This is a genomic window from Superficieibacter sp. 1612_C1 (assembly GCF_015234305.1).
GTDB lineage: Bacteria > Pseudomonadota > Gammaproteobacteria > Enterobacterales > Enterobacteriaceae > Superficieibacter.
In genome coordinates this window covers 348,388-369,386 of record NZ_JADGMI010000006.1, presented here as the reverse complement: position 1 = coordinate 369,386, position 20,999 = coordinate 348,388, and the positions used below count along the sequence as shown (strand labels likewise).

General features: G+C 55.4%; 21 protein-coding genes. 7 read left to right on the top strand and 14 right to left on the bottom strand.

Annotation, left to right across the window (positions count from 1 at the left end; genetic code table 11):
* The first annotated feature begins 535 nt into the window (after window positions 1-535).
* Window positions 536-1,540, top strand: coding sequence for a DUF1202 family protein (locus INT84_RS20880; RefSeq protein WP_194208344.1), 1,005 nt, complete (start codon window positions 536-538; stop codon window positions 1,538-1,540).
* Window positions 1,541-1,564: 24 nt separating this feature from the next.
* On the opposite strand, the gene hemW is transcribed toward INT84_RS20880, so the two are convergent.
* Genes hemW through INT84_RS20855 form a run of 5 tightly spaced genes read right to left on the bottom strand, consistent with a single transcriptional unit; the run spans window position 1,565 to window position 4,871 of the window.
* Entirely contained in the window at window positions 1,565-2,701 is a 1,137-nt protein-coding gene (gene hemW, locus INT84_RS20875; RefSeq protein WP_194208380.1) for a radical SAM family heme chaperone HemW, read from the bottom strand.
* Window positions 2,694-3,287, bottom strand: a complete 594-nt coding sequence (locus INT84_RS20870) for an XTP/dITP diphosphatase (protein ID WP_194208343.1) — start codon at window positions 3,285-3,287, stop codon at window positions 2,694-2,696. The genes hemW and INT84_RS20870 overlap by 8 nt, the downstream gene beginning before the upstream one ends.
* A gap of 7 nt (window positions 3,288-3,294) precedes the next feature.
* Window positions 3,295-3,585 (bottom strand): DUF167 family protein YggU, encoded by a 291-nt coding sequence (yggU, locus tag INT84_RS20865; RefSeq protein WP_176917306.1) that lies wholly within the window; start codon window positions 3,583-3,585, stop codon window positions 3,295-3,297.
* Entirely contained in the window at window positions 3,582-4,148 is a 567-nt protein-coding gene (locus INT84_RS20860) for a YggT family protein (protein WP_194208342.1), read from the bottom strand. The genes yggU and INT84_RS20860 overlap by 4 nt, the downstream gene beginning before the upstream one ends.
* Before the next feature lie 18 nt (window positions 4,149-4,166).
* Window positions 4,167-4,871: a YggS family pyridoxal phosphate-dependent enzyme gene (locus tag INT84_RS20855; RefSeq protein ID WP_194208341.1), complete on the bottom strand. Its 705-nt coding sequence runs from the start codon at window positions 4,869-4,871 to the stop codon at window positions 4,167-4,169.
* Between the two features lie 17 nt (window positions 4,872-4,888).
* On the opposite strand from INT84_RS20855, the gene INT84_RS20850 reads away from it, so the two are divergent.
* Window positions 4,889-5,866 (top strand): type IV pilus twitching motility protein PilT, encoded by a 978-nt coding sequence (locus INT84_RS20850; protein ID WP_194208340.1) that lies wholly within the window; start codon window positions 4,889-4,891, stop codon window positions 5,864-5,866.
* Here the strand turns inward: INT84_RS20850 and INT84_RS20845 are convergent.
* Window positions 5,863-8,121 (bottom strand): FAD-dependent oxidoreductase, encoded by a 2,259-nt coding sequence (locus INT84_RS20845; protein ID WP_194208339.1) that lies wholly within the window; start codon window positions 8,119-8,121, stop codon window positions 5,863-5,865. The genes INT84_RS20850 and INT84_RS20845 overlap by 4 nt on opposite strands.
* Before the next feature lie 70 nt (window positions 8,122-8,191).
* Here INT84_RS20845 and INT84_RS20840 point away from each other — a divergent pair, with 70 nt between their 5' ends.
* Both INT84_RS20840 and INT84_RS20835 read left to right on the top strand, forming a co-directional pair.
* Complete coding sequence (locus INT84_RS20840) at window positions 8,192-8,881, top strand: IclR family transcriptional regulator (RefSeq protein ID WP_176917311.1); 690 nt, start codon at window positions 8,192-8,194, stop codon at window positions 8,879-8,881.
* A gap of 241 nt (window positions 8,882-9,122) precedes the next feature.
* Complete coding sequence (locus tag INT84_RS20835) at window positions 9,123-9,803, top strand: LuxR C-terminal-related transcriptional regulator (RefSeq protein ID WP_194208338.1); 681 nt, start codon at window positions 9,123-9,125, stop codon at window positions 9,801-9,803.
* On the opposite strand, the gene ruvX is transcribed toward INT84_RS20835, so the two are convergent.
* The 8 genes from ruvX to metK all read right to left on the bottom strand — a co-directional run bounded on the left by ruvX (window position 9,800) and on the right by metK (window position 16,998).
* The gene (ruvX, locus tag INT84_RS20830; RefSeq protein WP_194208337.1) at window positions 9,800-10,216 is read right to left on the bottom strand and encodes a Holliday junction resolvase RuvX; all 417 of its coding nucleotides are present in this window, start codon (window positions 10,214-10,216) and stop codon (window positions 9,800-9,802) included. The genes INT84_RS20835 and ruvX overlap by 4 nt on opposite strands.
* Window positions 10,216-10,779 (bottom strand): YqgE/AlgH family protein, encoded by a 564-nt coding sequence (locus tag INT84_RS20825; protein ID WP_176917313.1) that lies wholly within the window; start codon window positions 10,777-10,779, stop codon window positions 10,216-10,218. Before INT84_RS20825 ends, ruvX begins: the two co-directional genes overlap by 1 nt.
* 158 nt (window positions 10,780-10,937) lie before the next feature.
* A complete protein-coding gene (gene gshB, locus INT84_RS20820; protein WP_176917314.1) occupies window positions 10,938-11,885 on the bottom strand; it encodes a glutathione synthase in 948 nt (315 codons plus the stop codon).
* Between the two features lie 12 nt (window positions 11,886-11,897).
* On the bottom strand, window positions 11,898-12,629 hold the full coding sequence (gene rsmE, locus INT84_RS20815; RefSeq protein ID WP_176917315.1) for a 16S rRNA (uracil(1498)-N(3))-methyltransferase: 732 nt from the start codon (window positions 12,627-12,629) through the stop codon (window positions 11,898-11,900).
* A 41-nt stretch (window positions 12,630-12,670) separates the two neighbouring features.
* Window positions 12,671-13,378, bottom strand: coding sequence for a deoxyribonuclease I (gene endA / locus INT84_RS20810; protein WP_194208336.1), 708 nt, complete (start codon window positions 13,376-13,378; stop codon window positions 12,671-12,673).
* A gap of 93 nt (window positions 13,379-13,471) precedes the next feature.
* Entirely contained in the window at window positions 13,472-13,972 is a 501-nt protein-coding gene (locus tag INT84_RS20805) for a SprT family zinc-dependent metalloprotease (protein WP_194208335.1), read from the bottom strand.
* Window positions 13,973-14,047: 75 nt separating this feature from the next.
* Complete coding sequence (gene galP / locus INT84_RS20800; protein ID WP_194208334.1) at window positions 14,048-15,442, bottom strand: galactose/proton symporter; 1,395 nt, start codon at window positions 15,440-15,442, stop codon at window positions 14,048-14,050.
* A gap of 401 nt (window positions 15,443-15,843) precedes the next feature.
* Entirely contained in the window at window positions 15,844-16,998 is a 1,155-nt protein-coding gene (metK, locus tag INT84_RS20795) for a methionine adenosyltransferase (RefSeq protein ID WP_194208333.1), read from the bottom strand.
* A gap of 649 nt (window positions 16,999-17,647) precedes the next feature.
* Here metK and yqgB point away from each other — a divergent pair.
* The 3 genes from yqgB (at window position 17,648) to speB (ending at window position 20,893) form a co-directional block, all read left to right on the top strand.
* The gene (gene yqgB, locus INT84_RS20790) at window positions 17,648-17,794 is read left to right on the top strand and encodes an acid stress response protein YqgB (protein WP_176917320.1); all 147 of its coding nucleotides are present in this window, start codon (window positions 17,648-17,650) and stop codon (window positions 17,792-17,794) included.
* Window positions 17,787-19,760 (top strand): biosynthetic arginine decarboxylase, encoded by a 1,974-nt coding sequence (gene speA / locus INT84_RS20785; protein ID WP_194208332.1) that lies wholly within the window; start codon window positions 17,787-17,789, stop codon window positions 19,758-19,760. The genes yqgB and speA overlap by 8 nt, the downstream gene beginning before the upstream one ends.
* A 212-nt stretch (window positions 19,761-19,972) precedes the next feature.
* Window positions 19,973-20,893 carry an agmatinase gene (gene speB, locus INT84_RS20780; protein WP_194208331.1) on the top strand — a complete coding sequence of 307 codons (921 nt, stop codon included), beginning with the start codon at window positions 19,973-19,975 and terminating at the stop codon, window positions 20,891-20,893.
* Window positions 20,894-20,999 lie beyond the last annotated feature (106 nt).

The window sequence follows — 20,999 nt, the reverse complement described above, 5'->3', positions numbered from 1 at the left end:
TTTCCACCATCAGGAATAGCGTGCGATAAAAGCTGCTATAGCCTCACAGATTTTTATCTTGCGTACTGAAGATAATATTTTAACAAACATTCTCTCCAGGAATGATCAACGTAGATTACCTGTGCATACCGGGCTTCTCTTCCTGATTAACAGCCAGAATCAGGCGGAGAGATATCTTTAAATTTACCGTTATTAATTTTTCTTCCTGTTCTGTATATAGAACAAATGTTCTGTGAAAAGAATTATTTGCCTATTTAAAAGGGGAAGCAATAGCTATCTTTGCGAAGGATTGTAACGATTAATGTTTATGTGATCTGCCTCACCTTGTATATTTATTGTTAATCTATTTACATTCGCGATATTAATTTAATGTGTGGTGAATGGATTTTTATAAATAATTTGTATGGTGAATGATAAGCGCTGTCTGATGCAGGATTTTTGCAGGACGCAATCGCAAAAATATAAAAAATGAGGCCCTTTTATCTATTAACGTTAGAATGTTGCCTGCCATCCCTCACGATAAAAGGACTTTGTCATGAAATACCCTCTGGCCATTGGCCTGACGCTGCTTCTCCTCTCCGCTGGCTACGCGCTGGCAGATCCCTCGCCACCTTCCGATGACACGCTAAAAAAGCAGTTCAGCGAGCAATATCAGGGCATGATCCATCTGGACAGCGTCTCGCTGCGCCCGCTGAATAGCCTCGGCAACCAGAGCACCTGGTCGGCGGAGGGTGACGTCTCTTCGACGCAGGATTTATACGCCACCGTCGGCATGGCGGCAGACTATCGGCTGGTGGAAAAGACCTGGACGAAGGGTAAGCCGGTTAAATTCTCGGCGATGGTCACCGCGACGGGAACAAAAGACTCCGGCTGGACGACAGAGTTCTTCTCCATGCAGACGGCGGCGAAGAATGCCGGCGTTCCGCTGGATGATGTTAACGATAAAACAAAGTATCTGGTGATTAACGACAGCAATTTTTATGCGCGCCTGGCAACGATCGAAGCCAGCTATAGCGAACAAAAAAAGACGCTACAGGGCATGGAGAGCCAACAGAAAGCGCTGGAAAAAGAGATTGCTGAACTTGATGACCAGATAAAGCGCTCCTGGGGAACGGACGCTAACGGCAAGCCGCTGAGACGTGGTGACGTGCAGCAGGCCATGCTGGAGGAGATGTACCGGGCTGACCGGAAAAACGATCCGCTCACCTTTGAAAATCATTACTACAAAACAATCTATGAACCGGCGCTCGCCGCCTGTCAGCAGAAGCCGGACTGCGACGCCGAACCATTGCGTAAAGCGCGTGATATCGCGCTGGAAGAGCAGAAGCGCGATTATTCCCGTCAGCACAAGCTGAGAAGCGAAAAAATCAAAGAAGAGATGGCGGCAAGAGATGAGAAGGTGAGGCCGCTGTATGCGAAACAGGGCGAACTGCGCACGCAACTGATGAAACTTGATACCAGCAGCAGCGAGCTGGAGAGCGGCTATACGCGCTGGCAGCAGGATATTACCGATCTGCGCCGACGCGGGGTAATTAAATAATCCCGGTCGGCGCGGTAAAGAAGATTAATCCGCGAGGAACAGTTCCAGCAGCGAGTTGAGGAACAGCTTGCCGTGTTCGGTGATCTGCCAGTGCGACTCGCTCTCGGTCAGATAGCCCTGCGCCAGCGCCTCATCAATCTGTGAACGAACGGCGGCTTCCGTCAGCCCGGTGTAGCACGCAAACTCGGCGCGTGGCGCAGGCTCCAGCAGGCGGAAGCGGTTCATAAAGAACTCAAACGGTTTATCCGCCTGCTCAACGTCGCGCTGGCTTTCCAGATAGCGCCCCTGCATATAGCCGCGCGGATGGCGCGTTTTGGTGGTGCGTAAAATGCGCCTGTCCGGGAAGGTGACTTTACCGTGCGCGCCGCAGCCGATGCCAAGGTAGTCGCCAAAGCGCCAGTAATTGAGGTTGTGCTGACACTGATAGCCCGGCTTCGCATAGGCCGACGTTTCATACTGCTGATAGCCCGCGGCGCTCAACAACTGATGACCCTGCTCGAAAATATCCCATAGCGCATCGTCATCCGGCAGCACCGGCGGGCGAGAGCCAAACAGGGTGTTCGGTTCGATGGTCAACTGATACCACGACAGGTGCGGCGGGTTCAGCGCGATGGCCTGGCGCAAATCATCCAGCGCCTCGTCCAGCGACTGATCCGGCAGGCCGTGCATCAGGTCAAGGTTAAAGCTGCGCAGCCCAAGCCCCGCCGCCAGTCGTGCGGCGCGTTTGGCCTCTTCCGGGCCGTGAATGCGCCCTAAGCGCTGTAACTTCGGTTCGCTAAAACTCTGCACGCCGATGGAGATACGGTTAATACCCGCACGCTGATACTCCACGAAGCGGTCTGCTTCCACCGTGCCCGGATTGGCTTCCATGGTGATTTCTGCATCGGCTGCCAGCGGCAGACGCGCACGCACACCGTCCAGTAGCGCCTGCATCGCCGGGCCAGACAGCAGGCTTGGCGTGCCACCGCCGATAAAAATGGTCGTAATCTCACGTCCCTGCGCGTAAGCGACGTCGCCGTCCAGATCGCTCAGCAGATGCTGAACGTAATCATCGTGCGGCACGTCGCCCTTTAGCGCGTGCGAGTTGAAATCGCAGTACGGGCATTTCTGCACGCACCACGGAATATGAATATACAGACTCAGAGGCGGTAAATTAGCGATCACGCAGGGCGTCCAGTAACAGTTTCAGCGCCTGCCCGCGATGGGAAATGGCGCTCTTCTCTTCGCGGGTCAGTTCGGCTGCCGTTTTGCCTTCAGAAGGCACGAAGAAAATGGGGTCGTAGCCGAAACCGCCTGCGCCCGCTGGCTGGCGGGCAATCACGCCGGACCAGCTGCCGTGGCATACCAGCGGCGTCGGATCGTCGGCATGTCGCAGATACACCAGCACGCAGTGGAACTGCGCCTGACGCTGGTCGTCCGGGATATCGTTCAGTTCTTCCAGCAGCTTCTCCAGATTCTGCTGGTCAGTAGCATCCACGCCGGAATAGCGCGCGGAATAAATCCCCGGCGCGCCGCCCAGCGCGTCAACCGCCAGCCCGGAATCGTCGGCAATGGCGGGCAGGCCAGTGACCTGCGCGGCGTGGCGTGCTTTCAGGATCGCGTTTTCGATAAACGTCAGGCCCGTCTCTTCCGCGGACTCCACGCCGAGATCGGTTTGCGCGACGATATCAAGACCAAAATCGCTCAGCAGCGAGGCGAGTTCACGCACTTTACCGGCATTACCGGTCGCGAGGACAACTTTTTGCATAGGACATTTACTCTGTTAGCGCCGCGACTTCCGTCGGGATCTGTTGCGGATGAATAATTTTAACCTGTTTATGACGGCCCAGTTCGCCCTTTTCAATCACCACCTGGCTTTTCGCCACGCGAAACTGTTTGGCAAGAAATTTAACCAAATGGGCGTTAGCCTGACCGTCAACCGGCGGGGCGGTGATGGCGACTTTTACCTCGTCGCCATGCAGACCCACAATGCTGTCGCGGCTGGCTTTCGGCTGAATATAGAGCCGCAAAACCAGACCGTCTGAGCAGGTGATAACGGCACTCATAGTGCCATCCACAGCCCCGGCAACAGCATGTTACCCGTGCTTTGCAGTAATTCGGCGATACCCATATTAATCATGTACAGCAGCAGGACGAGGATCATCGGCGAGAAATCGATACCGCCCATCGAAGGCAAAAGCTTGCGAATCGGGCGCAGCAGCGGATCGGCCAGTTGCATCAGCACAAACTCCACCGGACTACGGCCCTGACTCACCCAGCTCATGATCGCCATTAGCAGCAGTACCCAGAAAATCATCAGACCAATGGTTTTCAGCAGAATAAGGACGGCGGCAATCCAGATAATTGGCTGGAAGGTGACCACCATAAACAGCACGATGGCTTTGATAACGCACAAAATAAACGCCAGCAGCAGCGAGGCGCTGTCAACAGGCCCCATCGACGGAATAAAGCGGCGTAACGGTCCGACGACCGGTTGGGTGATCTTGACGATAAACTGCGAAAAAGGATTATAGAAATCGCAGCGTGCCCACTGCATCCAGACGCGTAGCAGTAGCACCATCGTATACAGTTCAATGACTGTTGAGAGCAGGAAAGTCAACGTCTTCATGGCGTTCCTCAGTTTTCCTTATTTTTTTGTGTAGTCGCGTGCACCGAAAATCGCGGTGCCGATGCGTACCATGGTGCTACCTGCCGCAATGGCAGCATCCATATCATCTGACATGCCCAGCGACAGGGTATCTACCGTGGGATAGCGTGTTTTTAGCCGTGTAAATGCTACAGCCATTTGGCCTGCTACCGCAAACTGCCTTACATAATCTGACTCTGGCGCGGGGATCGCCATTAATCCGCGCAGCGTCACGCCCTTTAACTCAACAATGGCATCCGCCAGCGCGTCGATTTCCGCCAGAGAAACGCCTGACTTACTCTCTTCATCGCTGATATTCACCTGAATCAAGACGTTAAGCGGCGGCAGATGCGCCGGACGCTGTTCGCTCAGACGGCTGGCGATGCGCAAGCGATCGACCGTATGACACCAGTCAAAATGCTCCGCCACCAGACGGCTTTTGTTGGACTGCAACGGCCCGATAAAGTGCCACTGCAACCCTTCCACGCCCCCTTCGCGAAAGTGGAGGATTTTTTCCACGCCTTCCTGCACATAATTTTCACCAAAGGCCCGCTGTCCGACAGCGATGGCTTCTGCGACGGCGCTCGCAGGCTTGGTTTTACTGACTGCAAGCAACGTAACTTCTTCTGAAGCACGGCCGCAACGCGATGCAGCGGCGGAGATTTTATCCCTGACCTGTGCCAGGTTATGCGCAATGTCGTTCATTTTCAGAGGATGATGGTATGGATATGGAAGAAATCGTGACCCTTAGTGTAAAGCATAACGTCTCGGATCTACACCTGTGCAACGCCTGGCCGCCACGCTGGCGACGGTCAGGGAAACTGGAACCTGCGCCTTTTGCGCCCATTGACGTTGAAAAAGTGCTTAATGACTGTCTGGATGAGGCGCAGATGGCGCAGCTCACTCGCGGGCAGGTGGATTTCGCCATCACGTTGCCGGACCAGCAGCGGCTGCGTGCCAGCGCTTTTATTCATCGTCAGGGCGCGTCGCTTGCGCTTCGATTGCTCCCCACTGAAACGCCGCACCTCGCCGACCTGCGTGTTCCCGCCGCGCTGCCGGAGTTATTAAATGAAGAGAGCGGGCTGATTCTGGTGACCGGGGCAACCGGAAGCGGTAAATCGACCACCCTGGCGGCGATGGTTGATCACCTGAATCACCATCTGGACGGGCATATTTTGACGCTGGAAGATCCGATTGAGTTTGTCCATTGCAGTCAGCGCTGCCTGATCCAGCAGCGGGAAGTGGGTCGCCATACCGACTCTTTTGCTGCGGCGCTGCGCGCGGCATTGCGTGAAGATCCGGACGTCATTCTGCTCGGTGAGCTACGCGACAGCGAAACCATCCGTCTGGCGTTGACCGCCGCAGAAACCGGGCATCTGGTGCTGGCGACGCTGCATACGCGCGGAGCAGCTCAGGCGGTAGAAAGGCTGGTCGATGTCTTTCCCGCTCAGGAGAAAGAGCAGGTGCGCAGCCAGCTTGCCGGAAGCCTGTGCGCGGTGGTGGCGCAAAAGCTTCAGTGCAGCCCGCAAAATACGCGGGTGGCGCTGTTTGAACTGCTGGTGAATACGCCCGCCGTCGCTAATCTGATCCGCGAGGGCAAAACGCACCAGCTACCCGGCGTGATGCAAACCGGGCAGCAGATGGGGATGCAGACCTTTACGCAAAGTTACCAGCAACGGGTAGCGGCCGGGCTGCTTTAGCGGACATTCAGTGAATAGATCGCCGGTAACGCGCCCGCGGTGGCAAGGATTTCCAGGCGGATCTCCTGTACTTCACGTGGCGAGCTTAACGAGTGATGGCAGACCGAGTGATGATTATCCGTAACTTCCGCCAGCAGGGCGTCATCCGCCCACAGGCGGTAGTGGGTCACGCAATGCGGCGTCACCGCGTGATAGTGCCCCATCTGCACGGTTTCCATGGCGTTATCAAAGTCGTTATCCTGCACCAGCGTCAGGCTATTAAGGGTTATCGGCTGCGGCCAGCGCCAGCGCACGACCGGGTTGGCATCCTCTACGGCGGGCACCCACGCATTACTCTGCTGTTCAGGGCGCAGGCGGCCATTAAGCAGGTTTTGCGCGCTGAAGCAGCGTAGCGGTGTGGCAAAACGCAGGGCGGGCATTATCTGATGCGGACGGCGGCCCGGTAGCCAGAAATCAAATTCATCCACACCATAGTCGCCGTCGACCACCTGGCGCGTATGTTTCGCTACTCTGGCATTCAGGCTGTTAAATACGGTCATCAGGCCGGGGAGATGGCGGTCGGTCAGGGCGATCTCCACGCCGGGTTGGGCGGCAAACGCGATAAACAGGTACTGGTCGCGATCGCTTTGCCAGCTGAAATTGCAGCGGTAATCGCGCTCGCCGTCGATCTGTAATTCGCAGGAGGCGTGGTGTATTTCCGGCGTAAAGTTACCGGCGCGCTCGCTACCGAGAAGCTCAACGGTAAGCGGCTGGGGATGAGCGCCGCGCAGCGTAAAGGTTAATTCGGGAAGCGTCTCTCCGGCGTTAATCGGCACCAGCAGCGCCATCCGTTCCGCCAGCGAATGCCACTGGCCGTTAGCCGGTAATGCGCTCAGCTCCAGCTCGCTGCTGACCCGCACGCTTGCGCCCTGCGCCGGATCGCTGAGCCACTGGCGCGGAATATAAAAGCCGCTGGCCTGAAGCTGCTGCTGAAGCGTGCCGATGCGGTCGTGCTGCGCCAGTTCGCGCGGCGTCAGTTGCTGCGTCTGGCACAGGGCGGCAGCCTGACCCACCACCTCGCCCAGCAGGCCGCAGGTACACATCACGCGGGCGCTGCCAAAGGCAACGTGGGACGCGGAAATCAGGCGGCCGGTCAGGAACAGGTTGTCCAGCGAGCGGCTGTACAGGCTGCGCCAGGGGATCGTGTAGGTGCCTTTACTGTGAAACTGACGGCAGCCATCGTGGGTGCTGTATACGCCATCGGCGGGATGGAGATCAATAGACCAGCCGCCGTAGCCTACCGCATCATAATGATCGCGCTGCTCGATAATATCCTGCTGGCTCAGCAGGTGATCGCCAACAAAGCGGCGGCTCTCCCGTTTGCCGGGGATCACGCCCACCCAGTCAATCGTCATGTTTTCCGCCTCGGGAAACTCGCCGGAGTTTTTAATATGATCCCAGACGCCCCAGACGATCTTCCACAGCTCCCATTTGATCTCTTCGCTTGCATGAACCGTGTCCAGTCGGCCTCCCCATTCCAGCCACCACAGGTCGCAGCCGTTAAGGGTGGAGGTCAGCCGCTTATAGCGCGGGATAGTGGTGATATCCTTAAGCGCGAAAGAGGGCGGGACGAAGTTCACCGGCGCAGTGGTCTGACGGGTATAAAAGTAGATAGAGTGGCCCAGCTTATGCCCGAAATTATCGCCCGGTGCCATTTTTTCGCCGAGTTCATCTATGTCCTCCGCGCCTTCGCGAAACTCTGCGCCAGCCAGATAACCGAGCACACCGTCGCCGGTAGCGTCGCAAAACTGTGCAGCGCTTACCTCATAAAAGGTTTCATTAATGGGGTTAAAGGCGCTGACGCTGGTGACGCGCCGGGCCTCTTTTTGTACGGCAGAGATGGCGGTATTCAGCAACAGGGTCAGACCCGGCTGGCGCTGCGCGATGTCCAGCAGCAGCAGATCGAACATCACCGGATTACCTTCCTTGTTGCGCCACAGGTTCTCTTCAAGGATCTCGCCCATGATCCCGCCTTCACGCGCCCAGCGATTATTATTGCCCATATGCGAGGTGGCACCGTTAGCCCACAGGCGTACTTCGCTGGACGCGTTCCCTCCCAGCACCGGACGATCCTGAATCAGGATCACGTCGATACCCGCACGGGCAGCGGCAAGCGCAGCGCACAGCCCCGCCAGCCCGCCGCCTGCGACCAGCAGGTCGGTGCGCAAATGCTGCGTGGGGAAGGCTCTGCTGTCGGTCTGGTTAAAGATTTTCATGGTCTTGTATCCTTCTCAACTGGCGCTAGAATCTGTAGTTTGCTTAAGCCCGACGCGGACCATCACTGCTATGTCATCTCAACCGAATCAAAGCCTGATTGACGGCATTCGCTGTCTGCAATATCTGGTATCCAGCGGCCGCGCCATTGGCTGCCGCGAACTGGCACGTCTTATGGGCATTAACACGACCCGCGTAAATCGTCTGCTGATGACCATGGCGTCCATCGGGCTGACGAGACAGGATGAACAGCGGCGCTATCTGCCGGGGCCGGGCATTCATGCGCTGGCAGCGCAGGCGATACGCGGTTCAGCTCTCTTTTCTCAGGCGCTGCCCATTCTTGAGCGTCATGCCCCACGCGATATCGTGGTCGCCATGGGGGTTCTGTGGGAGGATCAGGTGATCTACATTTATCACTCTGAACCCGGCCATCAGATCAGTCAGGCGCTGGCGGGGTTTCATATGCTGCCCGCGTGGCAGTCGGTGATCGGCATGAGCCTGCTGGCGGCCGAATCCGACGACGAACTCACTAAACGCTTTTCCGCCGAGCAGTGGCAGCAGCTGGCCCCGCACCTCCGGCAGCAGCGAGAGCAGGGGAGCGTCATCTGGCACCACCAGGATGGTGAAGTCTCTATCGCTCAGCCGCTGGGCGCGCATTCTGCTGCGCTGGCCTTCGCCGGAATGTGGCAGCCGGACGCTGAAACCATTGCGGCACGCCACCTTGAACTGCAAACGCTGGCAGCGCAGTTAATCGCTTTCTGATTTGTTTCTTTTATAGAAACACTCGTGGTTTTGCAATAGCAGATCCTAAAAACGTGACCCGGATCGAGAGCCTGCCGCCGATGCCGATTAGCCCTCGTCCATCAGGCTGGCTTATTCCCCTTCAGACCCGGTGATAGGATTGCCTCAGGAATTCGCTTAAATCATGAGATGACCTTTGCGAGGCGAGGGAAGCGTCCGTGACGTTAATGGCGAGACAATCTACGTTTAAAGGAGAATCAGGATGTTTCAGCAGGATAATGGATTAAGTGCATCGCAGCAGATGGTTATTATTACATGCCCTTCCGTACAATCCCGGTCTTTTGCCAGTTATCTGACCGAAACGCTTTCTGTTCCCGTCCGTTTGCAGAATATAAACAAGCCGTTAGATCAGCGTTTGCCTGATGGCAGTATCGTATTATTCGATGTTGCCGTGTCGAATAAAAAATTAACCGGCATCTGGTGTGATATTTTGCAGACCCAAACCGATGATTTGCGCGTTATCATTTTAAATAGTGCCCAGCAACACACGCTTTTTGACATGGCGCGCTGGCCCACGCTGTGCGGGATATTTAGCTATGATGATAGTCAGGAAAATATTCTTGCGGGTATTAAGGCGATAGTAAACGGCGAGGTGTCTGAATTGCCCGGTACTATCCAGGCATACACGGACGAGCGGGATAGCGATCGTTACGAGAATATTTCGCTTACCGAACGCGAATATGAAATTCTCAATGAATTACGCTGCGGCGCGTCGAACGTGGATATCGCTCGCGCGCTGTTTATCAGCGAAAATACCGTACGCACGCATTTATATAATATTTTCCGTAAGCTCAACGTTAAAAACAGAACGCAGGCGGTAAGCTGGACAAATGCTTCCCTGCGTGACCAGTCAACCCGGACCGCACAGGGTGCATTTAACTAAAAACCCTGTTCGAAGTAACTCTCCAGGATAATCACCGCCGAGGCAGAATCGACGCTGCCTTTATTCAGCGCGCGAAAGCCACCGTGTTCGAACAGGCCAGCGCGCGCTTCTACGGTACTTAACCGTTCATCGTGCAGCGTCACCGTCACGCCGAATCTGCCGTGGATCCGGTTCGCAAATTTACGCGCCCGCGCTGTTAGCGGCTGCTCGGTGCCGTCCATATTCAGCGGCAGGCCAACAATCACCGTGTCAGGCTGCCACTCTTTAAGCAGACGTTCGATGAGCGTCCAGTCGGGTGTACCGTCCTGGGCTTTAATCGCGTTAAGCGGACGGGCGGTACCGGTAATGCGCTGACCAATCGCCACGCCAATACTTTTGGTGCCGAAATCAAAGGCGAGAAGGGTTCCACTCATCAGGCGTGTCCCGCCACGCCAGGCATGGTGTGGATATCAATACCAATCAGCTTTGCCGCTTCGCGCCAGCGATCGGCAATCGGCGTTTTAAACAGAATATTGAGATCCGCAGGCGCGGTCAGCCAGGCGTTATCCAGCAGCTCCTGCTCAAGCTGGCCTTTCTCCCAAGAGGAATAGCCCAGTGCGACCAGCACATCGACAGGCTGATCGTGAGTACCCAGCGTTTCCAGCACGTCCCGCGAGGTGGTGATGACGGTGTTATCGGAGATGCGAATACTGGAGGAGAAAGACGCGGGTGGCGTATGCAGGATAAAACCGCGATCTTCCGCCAGCGGGCCGCCAAGCAGGACTGGTTTATCCAGACGAATCGCCGGATCGCGCGGTTCAGGCGTAATCTTCAGTTTTTCCAGAACGCCTTCCACCTGCAAATTTTCCAGGGGCTTATTAATAATAATCCCCATCGCCCCCTCGTCGTTATATTCGCAGACATAGACCACAGAACGACGGAAGAGAGGATCCTGGAGCGCAGGCATGGCAATCAGAAAGTGATGCTGTAAATTCATTGTCAGAGGTTCGGTTTCCTGGTTCAAAAAAGCAACAACGCTCAGTATGCGGGGAAAGTACCACGCTGTCACTAGCCAGTGGAGGAAGAGCAGCGGGTTCCCTCCCGCGATAAGGTGTTGCAAGGGCGGCGGTTTATTTCATCCGCCCGCAACGCAAATTACTTCGCCAGACGTTTTTCGATGGCGTCCATCAGCATACCGGTAATCGAGACCGGGAACTGCGCTTCGATTTCGCGAATACAGGTCGGGCTGGTGACGTTCACTTCGGTCAGGCGGTCGCCGATGATATCAAGGCCGACAAAAATCAGCCCTTTGGCTTTCAGCAACGGACCCACGCGGCGGGCAATTTCCCAGTCGCTGTCGGTCAGCGGACGCGGTTCACCACGGCCACCCGCAGCGAGGTTGCCACGCGTTTCACCGCCCTGCGGAATGCGTGCCAGGCAGTAGGGGACCGGCTCGCCATCTACCACCAGTACGCGTTTGTCACCATCAACAATGGCCGGAATATAATTCTGTGCCATGCAGTAGCGGGTCCCGTGCTCGGTCAGCGTTTCGGTGATCACGCCAAGGTTGGGATCGCCTTCCTTCACGCGGAAAATAGACGCGCCGCCCATGCCGTCCAGCGGTTTTAAAATGATATCAGTATGCTTCTGCCAGAATGCTTTCAACTGCGCTTTGCTGCGAGTCACCAGCGTATCCGGCGTCAGGTCGGAGAACCAGGCGGTGTAAAGCTTTTCGTTACAGTCGCGCAGACTCTGCGGCTTATTAACGATCAGCGTGCCTTGTTCTTCCGCGCGTTCAAGGATGTAGGTGGAGTAGATAAACTCGGTATCAAACGGCGGATCTTTGCGCATCAGGATGACATCGAGATCGGCAAGCTGGAGATCCTGTTCGCCGCTGAATTCATACCATTTGTCGTAGTTCTGCTCAACGCTGAGCAGACGCGTGCGTGCGCGGGCTTCGCCGTTGATCAGATAGAGATCGGACATCTCCATATAATGAAGCTCATAGCCGCGACGCTGTGCTTCCAGCAGCATAGCGAAGCTGGAGTCTTTCTTGATGTTAATGTTTGCGATGGGGTCCATCACGATGCCGAGCTTAATCATTCTTGTTCTCCGTTAGCCCAGGTCGCCAAAACGCACCTGTAAGGCGGTAATGGCGGTGAGCGCAGTGGTCTCAGTGCGCAGAACGCGAGGTCCCAGCAGAATATCAGTAAACTGGTATTGTGCGGTCATAGCAATTTCGTCGGCGGAGAGTCCGCCCTCTGGTCCAATAAGCAGGCGTACCCGCTCAACCGGCAGCGGCAGCGTGTTAATGCTGGCGCTGGCGCGCGGATGCAGATTCAGTTTCAGCCCCTCATCCGGCTCGGCGCACCAGGCTTCGAGATCCATCGCCGGACGAATCTCCGGGATCTGATTACGACCGCACTGTTCACAGGCAGCAATAGCGATTTTCTGCCACTGCTGGATCTTCTTGTTCAGACGTTCAGCATCCAGTTTAACGCCGCAGCGCTCAGAAAAAAGTGGCGTAATGAGGCTTACACCCAGTTCGATCGATTTCTGGATAGTAAATTCCATTTTTTCGCCGCGTGACATCACCTGTCCCAGATGAATATGCAGCGGTGATTCACGATTGTCGGCTTCGCGACTTTGCACGTTAACGATGACGTTTTTCTTATCGGCGCGGGTAATTTCAGCGTCAAACACCTGGTTGCTGCCGTCAAAAAGCTGCACGGGCTGACCGGCGGTCATGCGCAGTACGCGACCAACATGGTTCGCGGCGTCGTCGCTGAGCGCGACGTCCTGGCCCACGCTTAGCGGGGCAGGGTGATAAATGCGGGGTTTACGCATAAAGCTAACAGTCCAGTAATGATAATACCCGCTAGTGTAGGTTAGCTCTTTTGCGCCTGGCAAGCGCGCTGGACATAAGGGTTGTGATTCCCCTGCACGCGCGCAATACGTTCGTCGCGCTCGCATTCCCATTTTGTCACCGGGTAGAGTTTATCCCAGACTGTAAAGAGCTGAGTCTGCTGGCGTGAAAGGCTGAGTTTATACTGGTCACGCATATAAAAGTTGATCCGGGCAATCGCGCCGCGAGCGCGTGCGGGTGGTTCGGCAAGTTTGTTTTTGAAATCGACCTTCATGGCGCACTGCCCATACTGACCTTCGCCGCCATTCCACTGGCTATACATAAAGTTGCCGCGATCGCCGTTTACTTCACCGACTGCCGGTTGCAGGTTATGCATATCACTTTCCATCTTGCGATAGACGGGATCTTTAGTGCAGTTTTTCCGCCCGCCGTCCTGCCAGCACTGGCGCTGATGACCGAACTGCCACGCTGGCACCACATGTTCCCACTCCACGCGGCTGGCGCGATTGGCATTTTTACGCACTTTATAGCCACAGGCTTCCAGATCGATAACGCCTTTCTTCCCTTGCCAGTGAATCGGGCAGCCGCAGTAAAAATCACCGGGAACGTCAGCGTTAACGTTGACACCCGCAGCTTTCGCCTGGGCGAAGCTGGTGATCTCTTTGGCGTGGAGTGGATTCACCAGTAAAGGAAGCAAAAGGAACAGGGAAAAACGACAGGTACGGTACATCGTGAACTCCATCTCAATAAGAGCACGCAACGTAACGAAAGCAGTTGTCAGATGCAATCAGGCAGAACAGAAAATTTCCGGATCGCGCTTAATTTATGCGTCGGCCACCAGCAGTTCGCCGCAGTGGACGCAGCGGTAGGTCGCTTCACCGCGTACCACCCGATTATGTCGGCGCACGGTAAGCTGATGCTGCTGGCACTGGCAGCGGTAAGGGAAGGTGTTGCGGCGCACTGATTCCAGTTCGAACTGATGGGTACGGCGGGCGGGAACACCAAGCACGCTTTCCATCATCCATTTCCACTCTTTGCCATGCGGCGCGACGCGGCCAAAATGTTTCCATGTCAGCAAATGCGCCAGCTCGTGCGGTACGACTTCATCGATAAACGCCTGCTGATTTTCCTGCAACAGCACCGGGTTGAGGCGAATTTCATAGCTGTCGAGCCAGGCGGTGCCCGCCGTCGTGCCACGCTGTTGATAGACCAGCTTCGGCTCCGGATAGTGACGATCCAGCTTGTGATTGGCGAGGGCGAGTTTTTCCCGCAGGCTGCGCATAACGGCTTGCTGGAGGGCGATAGGGAGACGGGAGGTTTTCATAACGCCAGAGGATAAAACGGCGGGGAAGGGAGTGCAATAAGAAGCTTCCTCCCTGGCGGGAGGAAGCATCAGGGCTTAGTTATGCGCGCCAATATCGCGCAGCTTACGGCCTTTCATCAGGTTACGTTCGATGTGCTCCAGCGAGACGTGTTTGGTTTCCGGCACCAGCCACAGGGTCAGCAGGATAAACAGCACGTTCAGACCCGCGTACACCCAGAAGGTATTGGCGTTGCCCAGCGTATTGAGCATGGTCAGGAACGTTGCGCCGACGATCATGTTGGCGATCCAGTTGGTTGCCGTCGAGCAGGTGATGCCAAAATCGCGGCCTTTCAGCGGCTGGATTTCAGAACACAGTACCCAAATCAGCGGACCGGCGCTCATCGCAAAACCAATGATAAACATCAGCAGCATGGCGATAGCGAAGTACTGCGCAGACGGCGAGTGAATACCGATATGCATCATCGTACCCAGGATCCCCATGCCCACGGCCATTACCAGGAAGCCCAGCGTCAGCGTCGGTTTACGGCCCCAGCGGTCCACCAGACCGATAGCGATGAAGGTCGCCAGCACGTTGGTCAAACCAACGATAACCGTGCCCCACATCTGCTCATTGGTATTGGTATACCCAGCCAGTTCAAAGATTTTCGGTGCGTAATACATAATGACGTTCATGCCGGTGAACTGTTGCATCACCTGTAGCAGCACGCCAAGAAACACCGCACGGCGGAAGTTGCTGTTCTCTTTAAACAGCGCCCAGCCGCTCTGTTTTACCTTCAGGCTTTCGCGGATCTCTTCCAGTTCATTTTTTGCTTCGGCGCTGGTATCACGCAGGCGCATCAGCACGCGTTCGGCATCGTGGAAGCGGCGTTTAGCCGCAAACCAGCGCGGGCTGTCCGGCAGGAAGAAGACACCAATCAGCAGCAGGATCGCCGGGATGATGATTACACCCAGCATCCAGCGCCATGCGCCGCTGTAGCTGAACGCGGTATCAGAGAGATAAGCCCCTAAAATCCCGATGGTGATCATCAGTTGGTACATGGAAATCATGCTGCCGCGAATTTTTTCCGGCGCGATCTCTGAAAGATAGAGCGGCGCGGTATAGGAAGCGACGCCCACCGCCAGGCCCAGCAGAACGCGGGAGATAATCAGCACTTCCACGTTTGGCGCAGCGGCAGAGAACAGCGAGCCGAGCACAAACAGTATCGCGCCAATCATCAGGCTTTTTTTACGTCCGAGACGGAAGGAGAGCCAGCCGCTGCCGACCGCACCCACTGCCGCGCCGAACATCATGGAACTCACCACCCATTCCTGGGTATGTGCGCTGATCTGGAATTCATTGGTGATAAAAGGTAATGCGCCTGCGATCACACCAATATCAAGGCCAAAAAGCAGTCCGGCCAGAGCGGCAAGGAAACAGACAAAAAAAGTCATCGCCTTGTTAGAACGCCCATGTTTTTTATTGTCAGGCATGGTGCCCTCCAGTTGTGGTATCAAATTTATTTGACCTGAATAGTAGGTCAGTACGCCGCTAAAATATGTGAGATCAATCACATCAGTGTAATCGGTTACATAAGTGTCAAGAATGGTAAGTTTACAACCGGTTGAAACTATAGTCTTTATGTTGGGATTTGTAGCGTCTGTAGAGGCGATTTCAGATTAAACCGAAATGAAATGTAACGAATGGCAAAATTTGCACAGACAGCAAAAAAACGCCCTAAGTTGTCAGCCAAAATGAGGTGTAATCGGTTTCATTATACGGCTATGACAAGCCTGATCAGTATAGAACGCCTGCTGAAAAAGGCAGGTTATTCAACCCGAGAAAAGAAAAAAGCCAGCGCAAGGCTGGCTTTGTAGAAGAGGGGGATAGCCGATTATTTCAGGCCAGCCGCATCGCGCAGCAGCTGTGCTTTATCGGTTTTTTCCCACGGGAAATGTTCACGACCAAAGTGACCGTAAGCCGCGGTCTCTTTATAGATCGGGTGCAGCAGATCCAGCATCTGAATCAGGCCATACGGACGCAGGTCGAAGAACTCGCGCACCAGCAGCGTTAACTGTTCGGTAGCGATTTTTTCGGTGCCGAAGGTTTCCACCATGATGGAGGTCGGTTCTGCCACGCCAATGGCGTAGGAGACCTGAATTTCACAGCGATCCGCAAGACCTGCGGCAACGATGTTTTTCGCCACGTAGCGTGCCGCGTAAGCCGCTGAACGGTCCACTTTAGACGGGTCTTTACCGGAGAATGCGCCGCCGCCGTGACGAGCCATGCCGCCGTAAGTATCGACGATGATTTTACGCCCGGTCAGGCCGCAATCGCCCATCGGGCCGCCGATAACAAAACGTCCGGTCGGGTTGATGAAGAATTTGGTCGCGCTGTTCAGCCATTCGGTCGGCAGCACCGGCTTGATGATCTCTTCCATCACCGCTTCTTGCAGCGATTTCTGATCGATATCTTCCGCATGCTGTGTAGACAGAACAACAGCGTCGATGCCGACGATTTTGCCGCTGTCATACTGGAAGGTGACCTGGCTTTTCGCATCCGGGCGCAGCCACGGCAGGGTGCCGTTTTTACGTACTTCAGCCTGACGCTGTACCAGACGGTGTGCGTAGGTGATTGGCGCTGGCATCAGCACGTCGGTTTCGTTGGTGGCGTAGCCAAACATCAGGCCCTGGTCGCCCGCGCCCTGTTCCAGCGGATCGGCACGGTCAACGCCCTGGTTAATGTCCGGGGATTGTTTGCCAATCGCGCTCAGCACGGCGCAGGAGTTCGCATCAAAGCCCATGTCGGAATGCACATAGCCAATTTCGCGGACCGTCTTACGGGTGATCTCTTCGATATCCACCCATGCGCTGGTGGTGATTTCACCACCCACTAAAACCATGCCGGTTTTTACGTAGGTTTCACAGGCGACGCGTGCTTTCGGATCCTGTTCGAGGATCGCATCCAGCACGGCATCAGAGATTTGGTCAGCGATTTTGTCAGGATGCCCTTCTGAAACGGACTCAGACGTAAAAAGGTGTTTTGCCATGTTTAATTTCACCCAAGGAGAAGTCGGTTTGCTCAAACTGCTATGCGGAGTAGCCATGGTGGATATCTCTACCAGGACGTGCAGGTTTATGGCACTGGCAGTCTGAGTGTTAATCTGTATAGATGGATTAACATCTGGACGGCTATTTTAGGTCAGTTCTTCACCCGATTTCCAGTTTTTTTTGAGTTATGTCGCATTATCGGGCAAACGTGATGAAAAGGTATTGTGGTTGCGTTGGCATAACGCTGATTTATGTTTTGCTTTTCATGGATAATCCAGGTATAAAACGCCGCGCGCGGCTTATATAAAAAGCGCACGACGAATCTGTTCGTGTCGCCACTTCCAGCCGGGTTAAAACTTTAGCTTTGGCTTGTCGCTGACTGAACCGGTTGGCGTGGAGGTGATACGAAACAATGAACCATTGGACGCCGTTCGCGCAGCCGCACCGTTCTGGTGTGCGCTTATTTTCCGCCATCTGCATCTCATCCAGGCAAACCTGCCGATGTTCCACCCATCTCGGTGCTTCTCAGGATTCAAGGGCTGGTCACTGTCTCTGAAATCTGAACAAGGGCGCTCTTGTTGAACAAGAGTTTTCTCGTGGTTTCTCCGAACCGTCATACCTAAGTTCGGGTACGTGTTTTACAATGATATGAACAAGAAACCGGTCGCGCAGTCGGCGCTTCAGTATTTTCTGCTGGAGAATCAGACTGTTTATGGGTTGTTATCGCGCCTTTGGGCTGCGATAGTAGTTTGCTGTTTTACACTTTCGACACAATTTGAGGTTCGCTATGTCTGACGACATTTCATCTTCGCCTTCGTCAGCAGGCGAACAAGGTGTACTACGTTCTATGCAGGAGGTTGCGATGAGCTCCCAGGAAGCCAGCAAGATGCTGCGCACATACAATATTGCCTGGTGGGGTAATAACTACTATGACGTTAACGAGCTGGGCCACATCAGCGTGTGTCCGGACCCTGACGTCCCGGAAGCGCGCGTTGACCTCGCTAAACTGGTGAAAGCCCGTGAAGCGCAGGGGCAGCGTCTGCCCGCACTGTTCTGCTTTCCGCAGATCCTGCAACATCGTCTGCGTTCTATTAACGCTGCGTTCAAGCGTGCGCGTGAATCCTACGGCTACAACGGCGATTACTTCCTCGTTTACCCGATTAAGGTCAACCAACACCGTCGCGTTATTGAGTCGCTGATCCACTCCGGTGAACCGCTGGGGCTGGAAGCGGGTTCTAAAGCCGAGCTGATGGCGGTGCTGGCGCACGCCGGGATGACCCGCAGCGTGATCGTCTGTAACGGCTACAAAGACCGTGAATACATTCGTCTGGCGCTGATTGGCGAGAAGATGGGCCACAAGGTCTATCTGGTCATCGAGAAGATGTCGGAAATCGCCATCGTGCTGGATGAGGCTGAACGTCTGAACGTGATCCCGCGCCTGGGCGTGCGTGCGCGTCTGGCGTCGCAGGGTTCCGGCAAGTGGCAGTCCTCCGGTGGTGAAAAATCCAAGTTCGGTCTGGCGGCGACGCAGGTGCTGCAACTGGTGGAAACCCTGCGCGAAGCCGGGCGTCTGGACAGTCTGCAACTGCTGCACTTCCATCTCGGTTCCCAGATGGCGAATATCCGCGATATCGCCACGGGCGTGCGTGAATCGTCGCGCTTCTATGTTGAACTGCATAAGCTGGGCGTGAACATCCAGTGCTTCGATGTTGGCGGCGGTCTGGGCGTGGACTATGAAGGGACGCGCTCGCAGTCCGACTGTTCGGTGAACTACGGTCTGAACGAATATGCTAACAACATTATCTGGGCCATCGGCGACGCCTGCGAAGAGCACGGTCTGCCACACCCGACGGTGATCACCGAGTCGGGTCGTGCCGTTACCGCGCATCACACGGTGCTGGTTTCCAACATCATCGGCGTGGAGCGTAACGAATACACCGTTCCCACGGCACCGACGGAAGATGCGCCGCGCGCGCTGCAAAGCATGTGGGAGACCTGGCAGGAGATGCATGAGCCAGGCACCCGCCGCTCGCTGCGCGAATGGCTGCACGACAGCCAGATGGATCTGCACGATATTCACATCGGTTACTCATCCGGCACGTTCAGTCTTCAGGAGCGCGCCTGGGCCGAGCAGCTTTACCTGAGTATGTGCCATGAGGTGCAAAAGCAGCTTGATCCAAGCAACCGCGCGCACCGTCCTATCATCGACGAATTGCAGGAGCGGATGGCGGACAAGATGTACGTCAACTTCTCGCTGTTCCAGTCGATGCCGGATGCGTGGGGGATCGATCAGCTGTTCCCGGTGCTGCCGCTGGAAGGGCTGGATCAGGTGCCGGAACGTCGTGCGGTGCTGCTGGATATCACCTGTGACTCCGATGGCGCTATCGATCACTATATCGACGGCGACGGCATTGCCACTACTATGCCGATGCCGGAGTACGATCCGGAGAACCCGCCGATGCTGGGCTTCTTTATGGTCGGCGCGTATCAGGAGATCCTCGGCAACATGCATAACCTGTTCGGCGATACCGAAGCGGTTGACGTGTTTGTCTTCCCGGATGGCAGCGTAGAAGTGGAGCTGTCTGATGAAGGGGATACGGTGGCGGATATGCTGCAATACGTGCAGCTCGATCCGAATACCCTGCTGACGCATTTCCGCGATCAGGTGAAACAGACCGATCTGGATGCAGCTCTACAGCAGCAGTTCCTCGAAGAGTTTGAGGCGGGGCTGTACGGGTACACGTATCTGGAAGACGAGTAATCGCCGGTGCCCGGCGAGGCGAAGCGGCCATCCGGGCGCGACATTTTACCGGGGCTGCTTTGCTATACTCACTTGAACCCGGTTGAATTAACGGCGATAATTCGCGTCAACAAGCACTATACGAATCAATCCCTTTCTCGTCGGGTTTAACGACGCGGAAGGGATTTTTTTTCATATTTTTTTACTGTATCGACTCTGCATGAGGTCAGAACATGAGCACTTTAGGTCATCAATACGATAATTCCCTGGTGTCTAACGCCTTCGGTTTCCTGCGTCTGCCGCTGAATTTCCAGCCGTATGACAGCGATGCCGACTGGGTGATTACCGGCGTTCCGTTTGATATGGCAACGTCAGGTCGTGCAGGAAGCCGTCATGGACCGGGCGCGATCCGTCAGGTTTCCACCAATCTGGCGTGGGAACACTGCCGTTTCCCGTGGAACTTCGATATGCGTGAACGCCTGAACGTGGTTGACTGTGGCGATCTGGTGTATGCCTTCGGTGACGCGCGCGAAATGAGCGAAAAATTGCAGGCCCATGCGGAGCAACTGCTGGCAGCGGGTAAACGTATGCTCTCTTTCGGCGGCGACCACTTTGTCACGCTGCCGCTGCTGCGTGCCCATGCGAAGCACTTTGGTAAAATGGCGCTGGTGCATTTTGATGCCCACACTGATACCTACTCTAACGGCTGCGAATTCGACCACGGCACCATGTTCTACACCGCGCCGAAAGAAGGGCTGATTGACCCGAACCACTCCGTGCAGATTGGTATTCGCACTGAATTTGATAAAGATAACGGGTTTACCGTGCTCGACGCCTGCCAGGTGAACGATCGCACGGTTGACGACATTATTGCGCAGGTGAAACAGATCGTGGCCGATATGCCGGTTTATCTGACCTTTGATATCGACTGCCTGGACCCGGCATTTGCACCGGGGACGGGGACGCCGGTGATTGGCGGCCTGACTACCGATCGCGCTATCAAACTGGTGCGTGGTCTGAAAGACCTGAACATCGTGGGGATGGATCTGGTGGAAGTGGCTCCGGCGTACGACCAGTCTGAAATCACCGCGCTGGCGGCAGCGACCCTGGCGCTGGAAATGCTGTACATTCAGGCAGCGAAGAAAGGCGAGTAAAAGTGTTGTGCCGGGTGACATTGTTTACCCGGCATAGCGCGGTGGTATGACGCTCATGCGGAGGGTGCTTTGCCCGGTGGCGCTTCGCTTACGCGGGCCTACGAGG